Source organism: Thermus igniterrae ATCC 700962 (assembly GCF_000376265.1).
Classification (GTDB): Bacteria; Deinococcota; Deinococci; order Deinococcales; family Thermaceae; genus Thermus; species Thermus igniterrae.
In genome coordinates this window covers 1-15,470 of sequence record NZ_AQWU01000031.1, presented here as the reverse complement: position 1 = coordinate 15,470, position 15,470 = coordinate 1, and the positions used below count along the sequence as shown (strand labels likewise).

Below are 15,470 nucleotides of genomic sequence, written 5' to 3'. Positions count from 1 at the left end.
ACCTTTGGGAGCGGAAGCCTTGGACGGCCATGGCGCGGGCGCTTTTGGAGCTCATCGCCTACGGCCTTAGGGTTCTTCTCTCCCTTCTCCCGCCCCCTCCGGGGTACAAGGCAATTTACTAGGCAAGCCCTTGGGTCGTTGACGGGCCCTCCTAAGGCTATCAGAATGGGAAGGATGCGCGCGGCCTTCCGCACCCTGGGATGCAAGGTGAACCAGGTGGAGACCGAGGCCCTTCTGGGCTTCCTGAAGGCCTTGGAGCCCCAGGTGGTTCCCCTGGAGGAAGGGGCGGATCTGGTGGTGATCAACACCTGCGCGGTGACCACCAGCGCCGAGGCCGATGCCCGCAAGGAGATCCGCCGGGCCCGGCGGGCCAACCCCAAGGCCTTCATCGTGGTCACGGGGTGCTACGCCGAGCTCTCCCCCGAGGCGGTGCGGGAACTGGGGGCCGATGCCGTGGTGCCCAATAGCCGCAAGGCCGAGCTGCCCAAGGTGATCCTGGAGCACTTCGGCCTGCCCGCCGACCCCATCACTACTCCCCCCAACGAGTTCTGGGGAGCGGGGGAGCGGGGGCTTTTGAATAGCCGGGTCCGCGCCTTCTTGAAGGTGCAAGACGGCTGCCAGGTGGGGTGTGCCTACTGCATCATCCCCAGGCTCCGGGGCAAGGAGCGGCACCGGGACTACCGGGACGCCCTGGCGGAGGCGGAGGCCCTACTGGGCATGGGCATCCAGGAGATCGTCCTCACCGGGGTGCGCCTGGGGAGCTACCGGGGGCACCCTAAGGGCCTAGCGGGCCTGGTGGAGGACCTCTACCACCTGGGGGCTAAGGTGCGGCTTTCCTCCATTGAGCCCGAGGACACCGGGGAGGACCTCCTCCGGGTCATCGGCCGCTATGCCCCCGCCGTGCGCCCCCACCTGCACCTTTCCCTGCAGACGGGTTCGGACCGCCTCCTCAGGCTCATGGGCCGCCGCTACGACAAGGCCTACTACCAGAACCTGGTGGCGCGGGCCTACGAGCTCATCCCCGGCTTTGCCCTCACCACCGATGTGATCGCCGGCCTGCCCACGGAGACCGAGGAGGAGCACCAGGAGACCCTGGCCTTCCTGGAGGCCCTCCGCCCCAGCCGGGTCCACGCCTTCACCTACACCCCCAGGCCCAAGACCCGGGCGGCCTCCATGCCCCAGGTCCCCCTGGAGGTGCGCCGGCGCCGCACCCGGGAGATCATCGCCCTGGCCCAGGCCCTGGCGGAGGCCCGCATCCGGCCCAAGCTGGGGGAGGCGGTGGAGGTCCTGGTGGAAAGGCGCCAGGGGGACCATGCCCTGGGCCACACCCCGGACTACTACGAGGCCCGCCTCGAGGGCCCAGCCCGCCCCGGGGAGACCGTCTGGGCCCGGGTGGAAGGGGTAGAAGGGTATACCCTCCTGGGCCGGGTGGTGGGGGTGAAGGAGGCCCCTAAGGCGCCCCTGGAACTCCCCCTGGCCCCTAGGTAGACTTTCCCCATGGACTGCGTTTTCTGCCGCATCGTTCGCGGGGAACTTCCCGCCCGGAAGGTCTACGAGGACGAGGCCTTTGTGGCCTTCCACGACATCCGGCCCCGGGCCCCGGTGCACGTGCTGGTGGTGCCCAAGGCGCATGTGGCCAAGTTTTCCGACTACCCCGACGACGAAACGGGGGAGAAGGCCCTTGGGGCCCTCTTCCGCACGGTGAACCGGGTGGCCCGGGCCCTGGGCCTCGAGGGCTACAAGGTCCAGGTGCACGTGGGGGAAAAGGGAGGGCAGGAGGTCTTCCACGTGCACGTGCACGTCATGGGAGGCTTCTGAGGACGAAACGGTCCAGGGTCTGGCCCTGGGGGTCCAGGGCGTAGCCTGTCAGGGCCTCCTCATTGATTTCCAGAAAAAGCGCGTGGTGGGCCACGGCCCAGGCCCGGGCCGCCGGCTTGGGCAGGAGGGGGTAGAGCCTGGCCCCACCGCCCCCGGTGGTCACGTGGAGGAGGCCCTTGGCCTCGAGGCGGGCGTACTGGTGGTCGTGCCCAGCCAGGACCAGCCGCACCCCATGCCGCAGGAGGAGGGGTTCCAGGAGGCTTCTTAGGGTGGGGCTCGGCCAGCCCAGGGAGTAAAGGGGGCGGTGGAGGACCACCACCTTCCAGGGGGCCTGGGAGGCGGCCAGCCCCTCCGCCAGCCAGGTCCTTTGCACACCCACCTCGGCTTCCGTGTAGAGGAAGAAGAACTCCGCGGCCCCCAGGCGCACCCGATAGTAGGGCCTTTCCAGGCCAAAGCGCTTCAGCTGGGCATCTAGGCTTGGGGCGTCGTGATTGCCGAAGGCGGGGTAGAGGGGCACCGGGGGGAGCTCCCGCAGGTAGGCCTCCACTACCTGGCCCACGGGGTAGAAGTTGTCCCCGGTGGTGAGGAGGGCGGCCAGGGGGGTTTTGGCGTGTTCCGCCCGCAGGAGGGCGGCCACCGCCTTTCGCCCCGGGCCCTCGTACCCCCAGTCCCCGATCACCCCAAGGCGCTGGGCCTGGGCCAGGGAAAGGAGGCTTAGGAGGAGGAGAAAGAGGCGCATCAGGCTTCTGCGGCCCCGTGGGGCTTGAGACTGGCCTCCTCCACCCCCGCTTTTTCCACCACCTCCTCCGCCACCAGGATGGGGGCCTGGGCCCGGAGGGCCAGGGCCATGGCGTCGGAGGGGCGGGCGTCCACCTCCAACTCTATTCCCCGATGCTCCAGGATGAGGCGGGCGTAGAAAGTGCCGTCCCTTAGGTCAGTGATCTCCACCCGCATCAGCTTTCCCTGGAGCATTTCCATTACCGAAAGGAGGAGGTCCGGAGTAAGGGGGCGGGGCGGCTTTTCCCCCTGCAGGGCCACCACGATGTGGTGGGCCTCGAGGGGGCCGATCACGATGGGAAGGAGCTTGTCGTTCTCCGTCCTGAGCAGGACCACCACGCTGCCGTTCTGGGGGTCCACACCCAGGGTCTCAATCTTGGCGCTCAGCATACCTTGAGTATAGACTGGGCGGCGTGAGGACCTATCCTGTAGAGATCGCCGGGGTGCGGCGCGAGCTCCCCATCGTCCAGGTGGGGCCTGACGTGGCCGTGGCCCTCCTGAACCTCCTGGGGGATACCGAGCTCACCGAGGCCGCCGCCGAGGAACTGGCCAAGCGCCTGCCCCCGGAGGCCGATACCCTGGTCACCCCCGAGGTCAAGGCCGTGCCCCTGGCCCACGCCCTTTCCCGCATCACCGGCAAGCCTTACGTGGTGGCCCGCAAGACGGAGAAGCCCTACATGATCAACCCGGTGAGCCGTCAGGTGCTCTCCATCACCACGGGTAAGCCCCAGCTTCTTGTTCTGGACGGGGCGGACATTCCCCTGATCCGCGGGCGCAAGGTGGCCATCGTGGACGACGTGGTCTCCACGGGTTCCACCCTTTCAGGCCTGCGGGAGCTCATTGAGAGCGTGGGGGGGCAGGTGGTGGCCGTGTTGGCCGTGTTCACTGAGGGCACGCCCCGCCAGGACGTGATCGCCCTGGGCCACCTTCCCCTTTTCAAGCCGGAATAGGAGGCCTTATGGAGACCTATCCCATCACCATCGGCGGCGTCACCCGGCACGTACCCCTCATTGAACCCCTGCCGGGGCGGCGCATCCCCCTGGTGGAGTTCCTGGGGGACCCGGAGCTGGTGCGGGCGGCGGCCAAGGCCCTGAAGCCCTTCGTGCCCCCGGGCACCGAGGTCCTCTTCACCACCGAGACCAGCCCCATCCCCCTTGCCCACGTGCTGGCCGAGGAGCTGGGCCTGCCCTACGTGGTGGCCCGCAGGCGGCGCCGGCCCTATATGGAAGACCCCATCATCCAGGAGGTCCAGACCCTGACCCTGGGCGTGGGGGAGGTGCTCTGGCTGGACCGGCGTTTCGCCGAGAAGCTCCTCAACCAGAAGGTGGTCTTGCTCTCCGATGTGGTCTCCAGCGGGGAGACCATGAAGGCCATGGAGCGCATGGTGGTGCGGGCTGGGGGCAAGGTGGTGGGCCGGCTGGCCGCCTTCCGCCAGGGGGGCAACCCATCCCTGGACGTGGTCACCGTGGCTGAGCTCCCGGTGCTGTGATGCGATACACCTCCGCCCGGAGGCCAAGCCTCCGGGCGGCTTCCACGTTCTCCGGGTCGTCGTCCAGGTAGAGGGTCTCCTCAGGGGTGAGGCCAAGCGCCTCCAGAGCCAGCAAAAAGGCCCTTGGGTCCGGCTTGGCCACCCCCAGGGCGCAGGAGGCAAAGAAGCCGTCCACGTAGGAAGCCAGGCCGTGATGGGCCAGGCTCTCCTCCAGGCTGGGAAGGGTGTTGGACAAGACCCCCACCCGAAGCCCCTGGGCCTTCAGCTCCCGTAAGAGGGCTTCCGCCTGGGGGGCCTTGCGCAGGAAGCGGTAGTAGCGCCAGGGCAGGAGGTGCTCGGGGGGCAACCTTAGGGCCTGGGCGGTCTCCTCCACCAGGGCCTTCCAGAAGGCCTCCTCCTCCTCCAGGGTGCGCACCTTGAGGCCCCGCACCGCCTCGTGGATTTCCCGCATGGCCCGGGCCAGGGCGGCAAGGGCCCTCTCCCGCCCCACGCCCTGGAGGGCCAGTTCTAAGGCCTTCTTGTAAAGGGCCTCCTCGTCCAGGAGGAGGAGGACCCCGTCCCGATCCAGGAGGGCACCCCGCATGGCCCGAGTGTAGCACCCCCTCTGGGCAGGGGCCGGGTTATCTGACCCCCCACACCCCCCGTTCCGTGGCCAGGTGGGCCACGGGCACATCCCAGGGGTCCCGGGGAAGGGCGGCGAGGAGGAGGGCTTCGGGCACTACGCCCAAGGTGGTGGCCCTGACCCCGGCGAGGAAGCGGTCGTAGTAGCCCTTGCCGTGCCCAAGCCGGTAACCCTCCCGGTCAAAGGCCAGGCCCGGCACCACCACCAGCTCCAGGACCCCGGGGTCCACCGGGGGGGTGGTGGGTTCCAGGAGGCCGTAGGGCCCCGGGGCCAGGGGGCCAAAGGGGTGGACGCTGAGCTCCTCCCCGGCTACCTTGGGCAGGTAGTACCGGGCGGGGTAGCGCTCCCGTAGCGCCAAGAGGTCCAGCTCGTGGGGCAGGGGGTGGTAGAGGAGGATTTCCTGGAAGCCCCCTGCTGCCAGCCAGGGCAAAAGGACCTCCACCAACTGCTGGGCCAGGGCTTCCCGCTCCAGGGTGCGCCAGATGCGGAGGCAGTGGCGGCGCAGGGTGGGCTTGTCCACGGGGGGAGGGTACCATCCCCGCCTCTTGACACTCAAGGGAGTTAACTGTCAAAATGGGCGGACAGGAGGGTAGGGTATGCCGGTCTACGTCTACAAGGGCCTGGAGACGGGCAACTACTACGAGTTTGAGCAGGGCTTCCACGATGAGCCGCTCAAGTCCCACCCCGAGACCGGGGAGCCCCTGAAGCGGGTCATCACCCCGCCCGCCATCATCTTCAAGGGCTCGGGGTGGCACGTGAAGGACTACGCCAAGAAGGATTCCGGCAGCAAGGCGGAAGGCTCCGACGAGTCCAAGTAAGAGGTGTCCCTATAGGCCCCCTGGCTTCGCCGGGGCCTTATACTTTCCCCATGCTCAACCTGGCGGCCCTGGTCCTCCTCCTTCTGGGCGTGGCGGTGCTTTTCTCCCCCCGGCGCTCTTTTGGCCTTCCCCTTGTGGGGGTGGGCCTCCTCCTCCTGGTGGTGGCCAACAGCTTCGTGGTGGTGCCCGCGGGGCACGTGGGCGTGGTCTTCAATATCCTGCGGGGGGTGCAGGACCGGGCCCTGGCCGAGGGGGTGCACTTCGTGGTGCCCGGGCTCCAGCAGGTCATCCTCTACGATGCCCGGGTGAAGGAGGTGACCCTTTCCGCCCCCCACGAGGGGGAAAGGCGGCTGGACACCTCCATCCAGGCCCGTTCCAAGGAGGGTCTGGAGATTGGGGTGGACGTCACCGTGCAGTACCGGGTCATCAAGGAGCGGGCCCCCAGGCTTCACCAGGAGGTGGGCCCGGGCTACCTGGAAACCCTGATCGTGCCCCAGGTGCGTTCCAAGGTGCGGGACGCCGTGGGCCAGTACGGGGCGGCGGAGCTCATCAGCACCCAGCGCACCGCCCTGGAGACCACGGTGATCCAGGGCCTCGAGGAGACCCTGCGCCGCTACCACATAGAGCTCATCTCCGTCCTCCTGCGGGAGATCCGTATCCCCCAGGCGGTGGCCAAGGTGATTGAGGAGAAGCAGACCGCCGAGCAACAGGTGCAGATTGAGATCAACCGCCGCAAGCAGGCGGAGATCGCCGCCGAGCGCCGGGTGATTGAGGCCAAGGGGGAACGGGATGCGGCCATCCTGCGGGCCGAGGGGGAGGCCCGGGCCATAGAGCTCCGGGGCCGGGCCCTGCGCCAGGCCCCCGAGGTGGTCCAGCTCACCTTCGCGGAGAAGCTGGCCCCCGGAGTGCAGACCGTCTTCGTCCCCAGCACGGGGAACTTCCTCCTGGACCTGAGGGGGCTACAGCCCCAGCAGGGGCGCTGAGCCTTAAGGCAGGACCCGGTCCCCGGGCTGGAGGGGGAGGAGGCCTTCCCTTACCTCCAGCACCCCCCGGTAGGCGGTCCCCGGGGCCACCACCTCTCCCGGGGCCAGGCGGGCCACCTTCAGCACCCGTCCTTCCCCGTCCAGGAAGGCCACCACCACGGGGAAGCGGTAGTCCTCGGCGCTAAAAGGGGCATCCGTGGCCTGGGGGAAGAGGTAGAGGAGGGCTTCCAATTTCTCCTGCCGCACCCCCAGGCCCCGGCTCCAGGCCTCGGGGGTGCGGGCCAGGCGGGCCCTGAGGTGGCGGGTCCCCTCACGGGTCTCCACCGTCACCTGGGTGGGGGGAGGTGGGGTCTGGAAGCGCCGGGCGGCCAGGAGGTAGCCCATGAAGGAGAAAACGGAAAGGAGCACCAGCAGGAGGAAGGCCGCCAGGGGGAAGAGGGGGTTGCGGTCCACTACCGGGGCCAGAGCTTCAAGGCCTCACCCTCCACCCGGGCCCCGGGGGTGAGGCCCCGCCGCCTGAACCAGCCCTGGTTCACCTCCAGGGCTCCCTGGTAGACCACCCCGGGGTAGTAGACGGGGCAGGGGTCGGCCCGGCAGGGGGTCATGTCCAGGATGCGGAGGATCACCCCCTCCCGGTCAAAGAAGGCGATGGAGAGGGGGATCAGGGTGTTCTTCATCCAGAAGCCGCCCGCCGTGGGGGAAGGGAAGAGGAAGACCATCCCCTCGTCTTCGGCCAGGGCCTTGCGGAACATCAGCCCCTGGGCCTGGCGTTCGGGGGTGTCGGCCACCTCTACCCTGAGGGGGTGGCGTCTTCCCCCCTGCTCCACGTACAGGGTGCTTTTGGGAAAGGAAAGGCCCTGGGCTAGGGCCATGAGGCCTAGGGCCAGCCCGAGAAGGAGGGGCCGCATAGGGCCATTATGGCACCAGGGCCTGGAGGTGGGCCCGGATCTCCTCCTGCACCGCCTCCACCCCCTTGCGGGCGTCCAGGAGGAGAAAGCGCTCCGGCTCGGCCTCGGCCAGGCGCAGATACCCCTCGCGCACCCGCCGGAAGAAGTCCAGCCCGGACCGCTCCAGCCGGTCGGGGTCCTTTACCCGCCGCAAGGCCTCCTCAGGAGGGAGGTCCAGGAGGAAGGTGAGCCGGGGCTTCAGGCCCAGGGTGGCCATCCGGGCCACCTCCTGGAGCCAGGGGAGGGGTAGCCCCCGGCCGTATCCCTGGTAGGCCAGGCTGGAGTCCAGGTAGCGGTCGGAGACCACCCAGACCCCCCTTTGGAGGGCGGGGAGGATGACCCGGCGCACGTGCTCCGCCCGGTCGGCGCTGAAGAGGAGGTACTCGGCTTCCGGGGAGAGCTCCTCCCCGAGGAGGAGGCCCCGCACCCCGGGAAGCCCCCCGCCGGGCTCATGGGTGAGGTGCACCTTCAGGCCCTTTTCCGCCAGGAACTGGGCCAGAAGCCGGGCCTGGGTGGACTTGCCGGCCCCGTCCAGGCCCTCGAGGGTGAGGAAGACCCCGGCCATGCCCCTCACAACCCCGTGGGATGGTCCAGGAAGACCCAGGGAAGGCCGAAGCGCTCCTCCAGATGCTGGGCCAGGGCCTTCACCCCGAAGGTCTCCGTGTCGTAGTGGCCGGCGTAGATCACGTTCAGCCCCCGCTCAAAGGTCTCGTGGAAGACCGCGTGTTTGGGCTCCCCGGTGACGAAGAGGTCGGTGGTGATGCGCCCCAGGAGGCTGGTGCCGCTTCCCGAAACCAGGGTGACGGTCTCCACCATCTCCTTCCCCCCCTGGTGCACCAGGGGCTGCATCCCCGTGAGCTGGCCCAGGCGGTCCGCCACCTGCACCAGGGGGGTGGGCAGGGGAAAGCGCCCCTTCACCCCCACGTCAAAGGGCTCCAGGTCCACCAGGCCCAGGGCCCGGGCCAGGACGGCGTTGTTCCCCACCTCGGGGTGGGCGTCCAGGGGGAGGTGGGCGGCGTAGAGGCTGATGCCTCCCTGGAAGAGGAGGGCAAGCCGCCTCCGGTGGTGGCCCACGATGGGGAAGGGCCGGCCCCAGAAGAGGCCGTGGTGCACCAGGAGGAAGTCCACCCCCGCCTCGAGGGCCTGGCGGAAGATGGCCTCCCCTGCGTCCACCGCCGCCCCCACCTTGCGCACCAAGGGTTTCCCCTCCACCTGCAGGCCGTTCAAGGAGGGGTCCTGGGGGAAGTCCCGCACCCGAAGGTAGGCGTCCAGATAACGTACCAGCTCGTCCCGCTCCATGGGGCCTAGCTTACCCAAGCGGGGAGTCCCCTGCTCTGGAATGACCGGTCAGTATTATGGGGGCATGGAACCGGAAATCCTCCTCAAGCTCCGCTTCCTCTCCGACCTCACCCCCGGCCCCGAGGGCCTGCCCCTCTTCCTCCTCACGGACATCCAGGAGGGCGACCCTCCCCGGTACCGCTCCCGCCTGGCCCTCTTTGACGGGACTTTGCGCCTCCTCACCCAGGAGGAGGCCAAAAAGCCCCGCTACGCCCCGCCCTTCGTCTACTTCCTGCGCAAGGTGGGGGAGGGCCAGGAGCTCTTCCGCCTGGACCTCCGGGGGGGGGAGGCGGAGCGGCTCACCGAGACCCCCGGGGTGCTGGACTACGCCCTGGGCCCTGAGGGGGAGGTGGCCTTCCTGGCCCTCAAGGAAGCCCCCAAGCGGGGTGTGCCCCGCCGCTTTGAGGGGTGGCCCTTCAAGTTTGATGGCCGGGGGCTCCTGCCCGAGGGCAACGTGGCCCTTTACCTCCTGAAGGACGGGGAAAAGCGCCTCCTCCTGGAGCGCTACCCCGCCCCCAAGGAGATGGTCCTGGCCCCCGAGGGGCTCTACCTGGTGATGCCCGAGGATGTGCGGGCCCAGGCGGAGTGGCGGGACACCCTCTACCTCCTCCGGGATGGCCACCTGGAGAAGGTCTGGGGCGGCTTTGGCCCCATCTTTGCCCTAGAGTGGAGCCCCGAGGGGCTTTTCTTCCTGGGGCATGCCTTTGAGCGGGGCGGGGGGACGGAGGCCCGCCTCTACCACCTCAAGGGTGGGGAGACCCGGGTGCTCCTGGAGGGGAGCCTGCAGAACTCCGTGAACAGCGACCTGCGCTTCGGGGCCCACCTCCAGGGGCCCAAGTGGGGTGGGGACGGGGTCTACCTGGTGCGCACCGAGCTGGGGGAGGGAAGGCTCTACCGGGTGGGGCTGGACGGAGAGGTGGAGGCCCTGCCCGCCTCGGGGAGCGTCCTGGCCTTCGCCCGCACGGAGCGGGGCCTCTTCCTCCTCACCGAGGACTTCACCCACCCGGCCCGCCTCGAGGGCCCCCTTGGGGTCTATGATCCCAACCAGGGCTTAGACCTTCCCCTGGCCGAGCCCCATCCCACGGCTTGGGAGAGCCCCGAAGGGCACCGGGTACCCGGCTGGGTCCTCCTGCCCGAGGGGGAGGGGCCCCACCCCGTCATCCTCTACATCCACGGGGGGCCCCACACCGCCTTTGGCCGCGCTCCCATGCTGGAGTTCGCCCTCTTCCGCCAGGCGGGCTATGCGGTGGCCTTCTGCAACCCCCGGGGCTCCACGGGCTACGGCCAGGACTTTGCCCTTCTGGAGGGGGAGTGGGGGGAGCGGGACGAACGGGACCTCCTGGGCTTTTTGGACCACGTCCTGGCCCACTTCCCCCTGGACCGGGACCGGGTGGGGGTGGCCGGGGGAAGCTATGGGGGGTACATGACCAACTGGCTCACCGCCCGCCACCCCGAGCGCTTCCGGGCGGCGGTCACCGACCGTAGCATCTGCAACTGGTTCAGTTTTTTCGGGGCCAGCGACATCGGCCCCCGCTTCACCTGGATGGAGCTTTCCGCCAAACCCTGGGAGCGGCCCGAGGTGCTTTGGGAGAAAAGCCCCCTGCGCTGGGTCCACCGGGTGCGCACCCCTACCCTGGTGGTCCACGCCGAGGAGGACCACCGCTGCCCCATAGACCAGGGGGAGACCTGGTACACCGCCCTATGCCACCTGGGGGTGAAGGCGCGCTTCTTCCGGGTGCCCGAGGAGGGGCATGAGCTTTCCCGCTCCGGGAGGCCCGACCGCCGCCTGGCCCGCCTGCGGGCCTACCTGGACTGGTGGCGGGAAAACCTTTAGGGCGTACCCCCCTTAGAGGGGGGTACGCCAAGGACCTTGACGGATTAGGCCTGGCTTTCCGCCACGGGCTCGGGGATGGGCCCGAAGGTCTCCTCGTAGCGGGCCACGTTCTCCGCCAGGCTACGCAGGAGGGCCTTGGCGTGCTGCGGGCTGGTGATCACCCGGCTCACCACCATGGCCCCGCCCTGGGGCTGCAGGAGGGCGAAGTCCAGGATGAACTCGTTCTTGGTGTGGGCGATGAGGGCCAGGTTGGTGTAGCGACCCTGGGCGGTGTCCTTGTCAATCTGGATGTCCAGCTTCAGCTCGTTCATGAAAGGGCCTCCTCTAGTTTGGGCAGGGCCTTCTTCAGGGCCAGCCGAACCCGGCCGAGGCTCCGCACCCCGTCCAGGAAGAGGAGGAGGTGGTGGCCGGGCAGGGGCACCAGAAGGAGGGCGCCCTCCGGGTACTCTACCATGACCTCCTCCAGCCCCTCCTGGCCCAGGGTCTGGGCCAGGGCCTTGGCCGTGCCCAGCACCGTGGCCGCCCGGGCGGAGAGCTGGCTGGCCTCGAGGGCCCCCTCCTCCCGCACCTCCTCCACCACGAACCCGTCCTCGCTGAGGAGGGCCACCACCTGAACGCCCTTGGTGTCCTTGAGCTCCTTAAGGACTGCTTCCACCGTGCCTCCTTGCTAAAGGCCTCAGAGGCGCTGCACCTGCAGGGCGATGCGCGAAAGCTCCTGGCCCACGGCCTTGCGGTCCGCCCCCCGCTCAATGATGGCCCCCAGGATGTACTCCCCCGCCCGCAGGGCCAGCACCTCGTGGTTCTCCGTGGCCAGGGTGAAGCGGCGCACCTCCCCGGAAAGGGCCTCGGCCAGGGGGGTCATGTGCCGCACCAAGGAGGCCAGCTCCGCCGCCAGCACCTCCGCCGGGGGAGCTCCCCGGCCCAGGGCCTCTATGACCAGGCCGTCCAGGCCTGTGAGCACCGCCCGGCGCACCCCCAGGGGGGCCAGGCTCTCTAGGTAAGCCATCCCGCCACCTCCGCCATTCGCTCCATGGTCCTCGTGGCCTGAAGGCGCGCCTGGCCCAGGTTGCCCTCGGGGTCGAGGAGGAGGAGGAGAAAGAGGTCCTCCCGGGGCCTTGGGCCTGGAGCGCGCACCATGCGGGCATAGCCTACCACGGGATGCCCCCCCACCAGGAGCTCTTGTACCCCGGGGCTACCCAGGCTTCCCGCGTAGGCGGCCCGGGCCTGGCGCAAAAGGGCCGCGTGCTCGGCGATAGCCGCTTCCAGGTCTACCCGTTTGCGCCGCACCCCCTCCACCAGAAGCCCATCCAGGGTGCCGATGGCGGCGGCGAAGGCCCCGTCCACCCGGTCTAGCAGGGACTGCAGGAGTTCTTCCATCCTAAAGGGGCTTGCGTCCTTCCAGGGCCCGGCCCAGGGTCACCTCGTCCACGTACTCCAGGCTTCCCCCCACGGGCAGGCCGTAGGCCAGGCGGCTCGCCCTTACCCCCCGGCGCTTCAGCTCCTCGGCCAGGTAGAGGGCGGTGGCCTCCCCCTCCACGGTCATGGAGGTGGCCAGGACCACCTCCCGCACCCCAGAAAGCCGGGGCCAGAGGCTTTCCAGGCGGAGCTCCTTGGGCCCCACGCCCTCCAGGGGGTTCAGGGCCCCGCCCAGCACGTGGTAAAGCCCGGGGAACTCCCCGCTCCGCTCTAGGGCGTAGAGGTCGGCCACGGTTTCCACCACCGCCAGGAGGGTCCGGTCGCGGTCCTCGTCCTGGCAGATGGGGCAGAGCTCCCCCTCGGCCAGGTTGCCGCAGATCCGGCAGGCCCTCAGGGCGGCGAGCCCCTCCAGGGCCTGCTTCAGCTCGCCAGCCTCCTCCTGATGGAAGGCCAGGTGCAGGGCCAGCCTCTGGGCGGTCTTGGGGCCGATGCCGGGCAGGCGGGAGAGGGCCCGGGCCAGCTTCAGGAGGCCTTCGGGATACTTCATGCCTTAGGGGCTAAAAGAGCTTGCCCAGCATCTGGCCCACGCCCCCAAGCTCCCGGGCCATCTCCTTTTCCGAGAGCTCGTGGGCCTTCTTCTGGGCGTCCTGGATGGCCACCAGAAGGAGGTCCTCCAGGCCCTCCAGGTCGTCCTTGAAGGCCTCCAGCACCGCTGGTTTTAGGCGAACCGCCAGGACCTTGCCGTGGCCGTTGGCCTCCACCTCCACCAGGCCCTGGGCGGTGCCCACCACGGTCATGGTCTCCAGCTTCTCCTGGATTTCCGCGGCCTTCTTCTGGGCCTTCTGGGCTTCCTTCAAGAGCTTCTGCAGGTTCATGCTCCCTCCCCCATGAGTATAGTGGAAGGTATGGAGCGCCCAAGGCGGCTTCGTTCCCCCCGGTTGCGCCCCTTGGTGGCCGAAGTAGAGCTTTCCCCCCGGCACCTCATCCTCCCCCTCTTCGTCAAGGAGGGGGGGGAGGCGGAGGAGGTCGCCTCCATGCCCGGGGTCTTCCGCCACCCCCTTGCCACCCTCCCCCGCGTGGGGGAGGAGGCCCTGAAGGCGGGGTTGGGCGGGGTCATCCTCTTTGGGGTCCTGCCTGAGGGGGCCAAGGACCCGCTGGGCCAAGGGGCCTATGCGGAAGAGGGCATAGTGCAACGGGCCATCCGCCTCCTCAAACGGGAACTGCCCGAGCTTCTGGTCATGGCCGACACCTGCCTCTGCGAGTACACGGACCACGGCCACTGCGGGGTGGTGCGGGAAGGCCCTCTAGGGTTTTACGTGGACAACGACGCCACCCTGGAGCTTCTGGCCAAAACCGCCCTCTCCCAGGCCCAGGCAGGGGCGGACGTGGTGGCCCCAAGCGCCATGATGGACGGTCAGGTGCGGGCCATCCGCCAGGCCCTGGACGGAGGGGGCTTCCCTCACGTGCCCATCCTGGCCTATGCGGTGAAGTACGCTTCCGCCTTTTACGGGCCCTTCCGGGAGGCGGCCCAAAGCGCTCCCCAGTTCGGGGACCGGGGCGGGTACCAGATGGACCCCCGGGCGGGGCTTTGGGATGCCTTGAGGGAGGCCCATCTGGACGACCTGGAGGGGGCTGACCTCCTCATGGTCAAACCTGCCCTCCCTTACCTGGATGTGCTTCATGCCCTTAAGGTCCGCCTGGCCAAGCCGCTTTTCGCCTACCAGGTTTCGGGGGAGTACGCCATGCTGAAGGCGGCGGCCCTGAGGGGCTGGCTGGAGGAAAGGCGGGCCGTTTTGGAAAGCCTCTACGCCCTGAGGCGGGCCGGGGCCCAGGGCATCCTCACCTACTACGCCCTGGAGGCGGCCCGCTGGCTGAAGGAGGCCTAGGCCTCGGTCTGGCGGGGGGTTTGCGGGGCGGGGATGCCCCCGGTGAGGAGGGTGTACCCTGCCGCCAGGCTCACCATCACCCCCGCCAGGAGAAAGACCATGGGGGCGCCGATTAGGCCCTCCAAGGCCCCACCCAGCATGGTGCCGATGAGCACGGCGCTGTTCATCACTGCGCTGAAGGCGGCGAAGATGCGTCCCCGCATCTCCTGGGGGGTGTTGAGCTGCAGGATGGAACGGGCGGGGACGATGAAGGTCATGTTGAGGAAGCCTCCCAGGAAGAAGGCCAAAACCACCCAGGCAAACCAGGGGAAAAGGCCCACGGAGGCCTCAAAGAGCCCGAACAGGAAGAGCCCGTAGAGGAAGAGGCGCTCCCGGGGGACCCGTTCCAGGAGCTTGGGCATGGCCAGCCCACCCAGGATGGCCCCCAGGGCCATGGCCGCCTCCATGAGGCCGAAGCCCGCGGACCCCACCCCAAGCCACTTGATGGCCAGCACCACCCCCAAGGCGGTCTCCACGGAACCGAAGGCGGCGGCCATGAAGAGCGTTCCCACGGCCCGGCGGATGGCCGGCTGGCGGTAGAGGTGGCCCAGGCCCTCCTTGACCCGGGCGAAGAAACCGGCCCGGGGAAGGTGGGCGGGCTTCAAGGGGGGGAGGCCCAGGAGCAAAAGCCCCGAGGCCAGGTAGGTGGCCGCGTCCAGGTAGAAGGCGAAGGCCGGGCCCACCGCCGCCACCAGCACCCCGGCCGCCCCCACGAAGAGCACCTCGGAAAGGCGGTCGGCCAGGAGGACCAGGCTGTTGGCCTCGTCCACCTCCTCCTGGGGGACCAGGTCGGGGACCACCGCGTTCTGGATGGGGTCGTGGAGGTCGCGCAGGAGCTCGATGAGGAGGACGAGAAGCAAGAGGAAGGGGAGGCTCTTGGCCCCCAGAAGGGGGATAAGGGCCACCAGGGGAGCGCGGAGGAGGTCGGACCAGACCAAAAGGGCCTTCCGATCCTGGGTGTCGGCCCAGGCGGAGAGAAGGGGGGAGAAGACCACGGTGCCGAGGAGCTGTACCCCGAGGACCAAGGAGACCCAGAGGGCGTTTTCCGTAAGGAGATAGATCAGGACCAAAAGGGCCACCCGGTGGATCTTGCTCCCGGCCTGGGAGACCAGATAGGCCAGGATGAGCCGGGCAAAGGCCTTGTGCCTGAGGATTTTCATAGACCTCCTTGGCCGGGATTATACCAAGGAGGTCCAAAGGGTCAAGGCGTTCCACAGACTTGACCGTTATACCGCATAGAGCCCCAGGAACCTGAGGGCGGAGAGGGGATGGAAGGAGAAGGTCTCCAGGGCCGCCTTCTTCTTCCGCACCCCCCTGCGGTACAGCAGGGACACCAGAAAGGCCCGGAGGACCGCCAAGACTTGCGCCCCCACGCCCCGCACCTGGCAGGCGTCCTCATGGAGGAGGACGTCCCGTACCCAAAAGGACCGGTTCTCCACCTCCCACCGGGAAAGGAGAAGCTCCCCAAGCCGCCTCGCGTCCGCCTCCTCGGCTCCCAAGCTG

The 15,470-nt window shown here is 68.8% G+C and carries 23 protein-coding genes and 1 pseudogene; 8 read left to right on the top strand and 16 right to left on the bottom strand.

Annotation, left to right across the window (positions count from 1 at the left end):
* Positions 1–174 precede the first annotated feature (174 nt).
* Both B128_RS0101115 and B128_RS0101110 read left to right on the top strand, forming a co-directional pair.
* A complete protein-coding gene (locus B128_RS0101115; RefSeq protein WP_018110461.1) occupies positions 175–1,488 on the top strand; it encodes a MiaB/RimO family radical SAM methylthiotransferase in 1,314 nt (437 codons plus the stop codon).
* Between the two features lie 9 nt (positions 1,489–1,497).
* Positions 1,498–1,818, top strand: coding sequence for a histidine triad nucleotide-binding protein (locus B128_RS0101110; RefSeq protein WP_018110460.1), 321 nt, complete (start codon positions 1,498–1,500; stop codon positions 1,816–1,818).
* Here the strand turns inward: B128_RS0101110 and B128_RS0101105 are convergent.
* Both B128_RS0101105 and B128_RS0101100 read right to left on the bottom strand, forming a co-directional pair.
* Positions 1,802–2,557 (bottom strand): metallophosphoesterase family protein, encoded by a 756-nt coding sequence (locus B128_RS0101105; RefSeq protein WP_018110459.1) that lies wholly within the window; start codon positions 2,555–2,557, stop codon positions 1,802–1,804. The two genes, B128_RS0101110 and B128_RS0101105, sit on opposite strands and share 17 nt — an antisense overlap.
* Positions 2,557–2,985 (bottom strand): bifunctional nuclease family protein, encoded by a 429-nt coding sequence (locus tag B128_RS0101100; RefSeq protein ID WP_018110458.1) that lies wholly within the window; start codon positions 2,983–2,985, stop codon positions 2,557–2,559. The genes B128_RS0101105 and B128_RS0101100 overlap by 1 nt, the downstream gene beginning before the upstream one ends.
* Before the next feature lie 23 nt (positions 2,986–3,008).
* Between B128_RS0101100 and B128_RS0101095 the strand changes: the two genes are divergently transcribed.
* Both B128_RS0101095 and B128_RS0101090 read left to right on the top strand, forming a co-directional pair.
* Positions 3,009–3,545, top strand: a complete 537-nt coding sequence (locus B128_RS0101095; protein ID WP_026174921.1) for a phosphoribosyltransferase family protein — start codon at positions 3,009–3,011, stop codon at positions 3,543–3,545.
* A gap of 8 nt (positions 3,546–3,553) precedes the next feature.
* Positions 3,554–4,084 (top strand): type I phosphoribosyltransferase, encoded by a 531-nt coding sequence (locus B128_RS0101090; RefSeq protein WP_018110456.1) that lies wholly within the window; start codon positions 3,554–3,556, stop codon positions 4,082–4,084.
* Here B128_RS0101090 and B128_RS0101085 read toward each other — a convergent pair.
* Positions 4,056–4,667, bottom strand: coding sequence for an HAD family hydrolase (locus B128_RS0101085; protein WP_018110455.1), 612 nt, complete (start codon positions 4,665–4,667; stop codon positions 4,056–4,058). The genes B128_RS0101090 and B128_RS0101085 overlap by 29 nt on opposite strands.
* A gap of 37 nt (positions 4,668–4,704) precedes the next feature.
* On the bottom strand, positions 4,705–5,226 hold the full coding sequence (locus B128_RS0101080) for a 5-formyltetrahydrofolate cyclo-ligase (RefSeq protein ID WP_018110454.1): 522 nt from the start codon (positions 5,224–5,226) through the stop codon (positions 4,705–4,707).
* Positions 5,227–5,302: 76 nt separating this feature from the next.
* Between B128_RS0101080 and B128_RS0101075 the strand changes: the two genes are divergently transcribed.
* Positions 5,303–5,524 (top strand): FmdB family zinc ribbon protein, encoded by a 222-nt coding sequence (locus B128_RS0101075; protein WP_018110453.1) that lies wholly within the window; start codon positions 5,303–5,305, stop codon positions 5,522–5,524.
* Between the two features lie 50 nt (positions 5,525–5,574).
* Positions 5,575–6,507 carry a prohibitin family protein gene (locus B128_RS0101070; RefSeq protein WP_018110452.1) on the top strand — a complete coding sequence of 311 codons (933 nt, stop codon included), beginning with the start codon at positions 5,575–5,577 and terminating at the stop codon, positions 6,505–6,507.
* 3 nt (positions 6,508–6,510) lie between these two features.
* Here B128_RS0101070 and B128_RS0101065 read toward each other — a convergent pair whose 3' ends face one another.
* From B128_RS0101065 to B128_RS0101050, 4 genes are read right to left on the bottom strand one after another with little or no spacing between them, the layout of a single operon-like run.
* Entirely contained in the window at positions 6,511–6,960 is a 450-nt protein-coding gene (locus B128_RS0101065; RefSeq protein ID WP_018110451.1) for a DUF192 domain-containing protein, read from the bottom strand.
* Complete coding sequence (locus tag B128_RS0101060) at positions 6,960–7,415, bottom strand: DUF192 domain-containing protein (protein ID WP_018110450.1); 456 nt, start codon at positions 7,413–7,415, stop codon at positions 6,960–6,962. Before B128_RS0101060 ends, B128_RS0101065 begins: the two co-directional genes overlap by 1 nt.
* Positions 7,416–7,422: 7 nt before the next feature.
* A complete protein-coding gene (tmk, locus tag B128_RS0101055) occupies positions 7,423–8,019 on the bottom strand; it encodes a dTMP kinase (protein WP_018110449.1) in 597 nt (198 codons plus the stop codon).
* A 5-nt stretch (positions 8,020–8,024) separates the two neighbouring features.
* Positions 8,025–8,753 (bottom strand): Nif3-like dinuclear metal center hexameric protein, encoded by a 729-nt coding sequence (locus tag B128_RS0101050; RefSeq protein ID WP_018110448.1) that lies wholly within the window; start codon positions 8,751–8,753, stop codon positions 8,025–8,027.
* 64 nt (positions 8,754–8,817) lie between these two features.
* Between B128_RS0101050 and B128_RS0101045 the strand changes: the two genes are divergently transcribed.
* Positions 8,818–10,626 carry a S9 family peptidase gene (locus B128_RS0101045; RefSeq protein ID WP_018110447.1) on the top strand — a complete coding sequence of 603 codons (1,809 nt, stop codon included), beginning with the start codon at positions 8,818–8,820 and terminating at the stop codon, positions 10,624–10,626.
* Between the two features lie 44 nt (positions 10,627–10,670).
* Here B128_RS0101045 and B128_RS0101040 read toward each other — a convergent pair whose 3' ends face one another.
* The 6 genes from B128_RS0101040 to B128_RS0101015 are packed head-to-tail and all read right to left on the bottom strand — an operon-like array spanning position 10,671 to position 12,917.
* Positions 10,671–10,937, bottom strand: a complete 267-nt coding sequence (locus tag B128_RS0101040; protein ID WP_018110446.1) for a DUF3467 domain-containing protein — start codon at positions 10,935–10,937, stop codon at positions 10,671–10,673.
* Positions 10,934–11,281 carry a roadblock/LC7 domain-containing protein gene (locus B128_RS0101035; RefSeq protein ID WP_018110445.1) on the bottom strand — a complete coding sequence of 116 codons (348 nt, stop codon included), beginning with the start codon at positions 11,279–11,281 and terminating at the stop codon, positions 10,934–10,936. Before B128_RS0101035 ends, B128_RS0101040 begins: the two co-directional genes overlap by 4 nt.
* Positions 11,282–11,302: 21 nt before the next feature.
* Positions 11,303–11,632: a roadblock/LC7 domain-containing protein gene (locus tag B128_RS0101030; protein WP_018110444.1), complete on the bottom strand. Its 330-nt coding sequence runs from the start codon at positions 11,630–11,632 to the stop codon at positions 11,303–11,305.
* Complete coding sequence (locus B128_RS0101025) at positions 11,620–12,003, bottom strand: roadblock/LC7 domain-containing protein (protein WP_018110443.1); 384 nt, start codon at positions 12,001–12,003, stop codon at positions 11,620–11,622. Before B128_RS0101025 ends, B128_RS0101030 begins: the two co-directional genes overlap by 13 nt.
* Position 12,004: 1 nt before the next feature.
* The gene (recR, locus tag B128_RS0101020; RefSeq protein WP_018110442.1) at positions 12,005–12,589 is read right to left on the bottom strand and encodes a recombination mediator RecR; all 585 of its coding nucleotides are present in this window, start codon (positions 12,587–12,589) and stop codon (positions 12,005–12,007) included.
* Between the two features lie 10 nt (positions 12,590–12,599).
* Entirely contained in the window at positions 12,600–12,917 is a 318-nt protein-coding gene (locus B128_RS0101015; protein ID WP_018110441.1) for a YbaB/EbfC family nucleoid-associated protein, read from the bottom strand.
* A 30-nt stretch (positions 12,918–12,947) separates the two neighbouring features.
* Between B128_RS0101015 and hemB the strand changes: the two genes are divergently transcribed.
* Positions 12,948–13,928 (top strand): porphobilinogen synthase, encoded by a 981-nt coding sequence (gene hemB, locus B128_RS0101010; protein ID WP_018110440.1) that lies wholly within the window; start codon positions 12,948–12,950, stop codon positions 13,926–13,928.
* On the opposite strand, the gene B128_RS0101005 is transcribed toward hemB, so the two are convergent.
* A complete protein-coding gene (locus B128_RS0101005; protein WP_018110439.1) occupies positions 13,925–15,127 on the bottom strand; it encodes an MFS transporter in 1,203 nt (400 codons plus the stop codon). The two genes, hemB and B128_RS0101005, sit on opposite strands and share 4 nt — an antisense overlap.
* A gap of 66 nt (positions 15,128–15,193) precedes the next feature.
* Positions 15,194–15,470, bottom strand: a pseudogene (locus tag B128_RS0101000) (transposase); the annotation flags it as partial.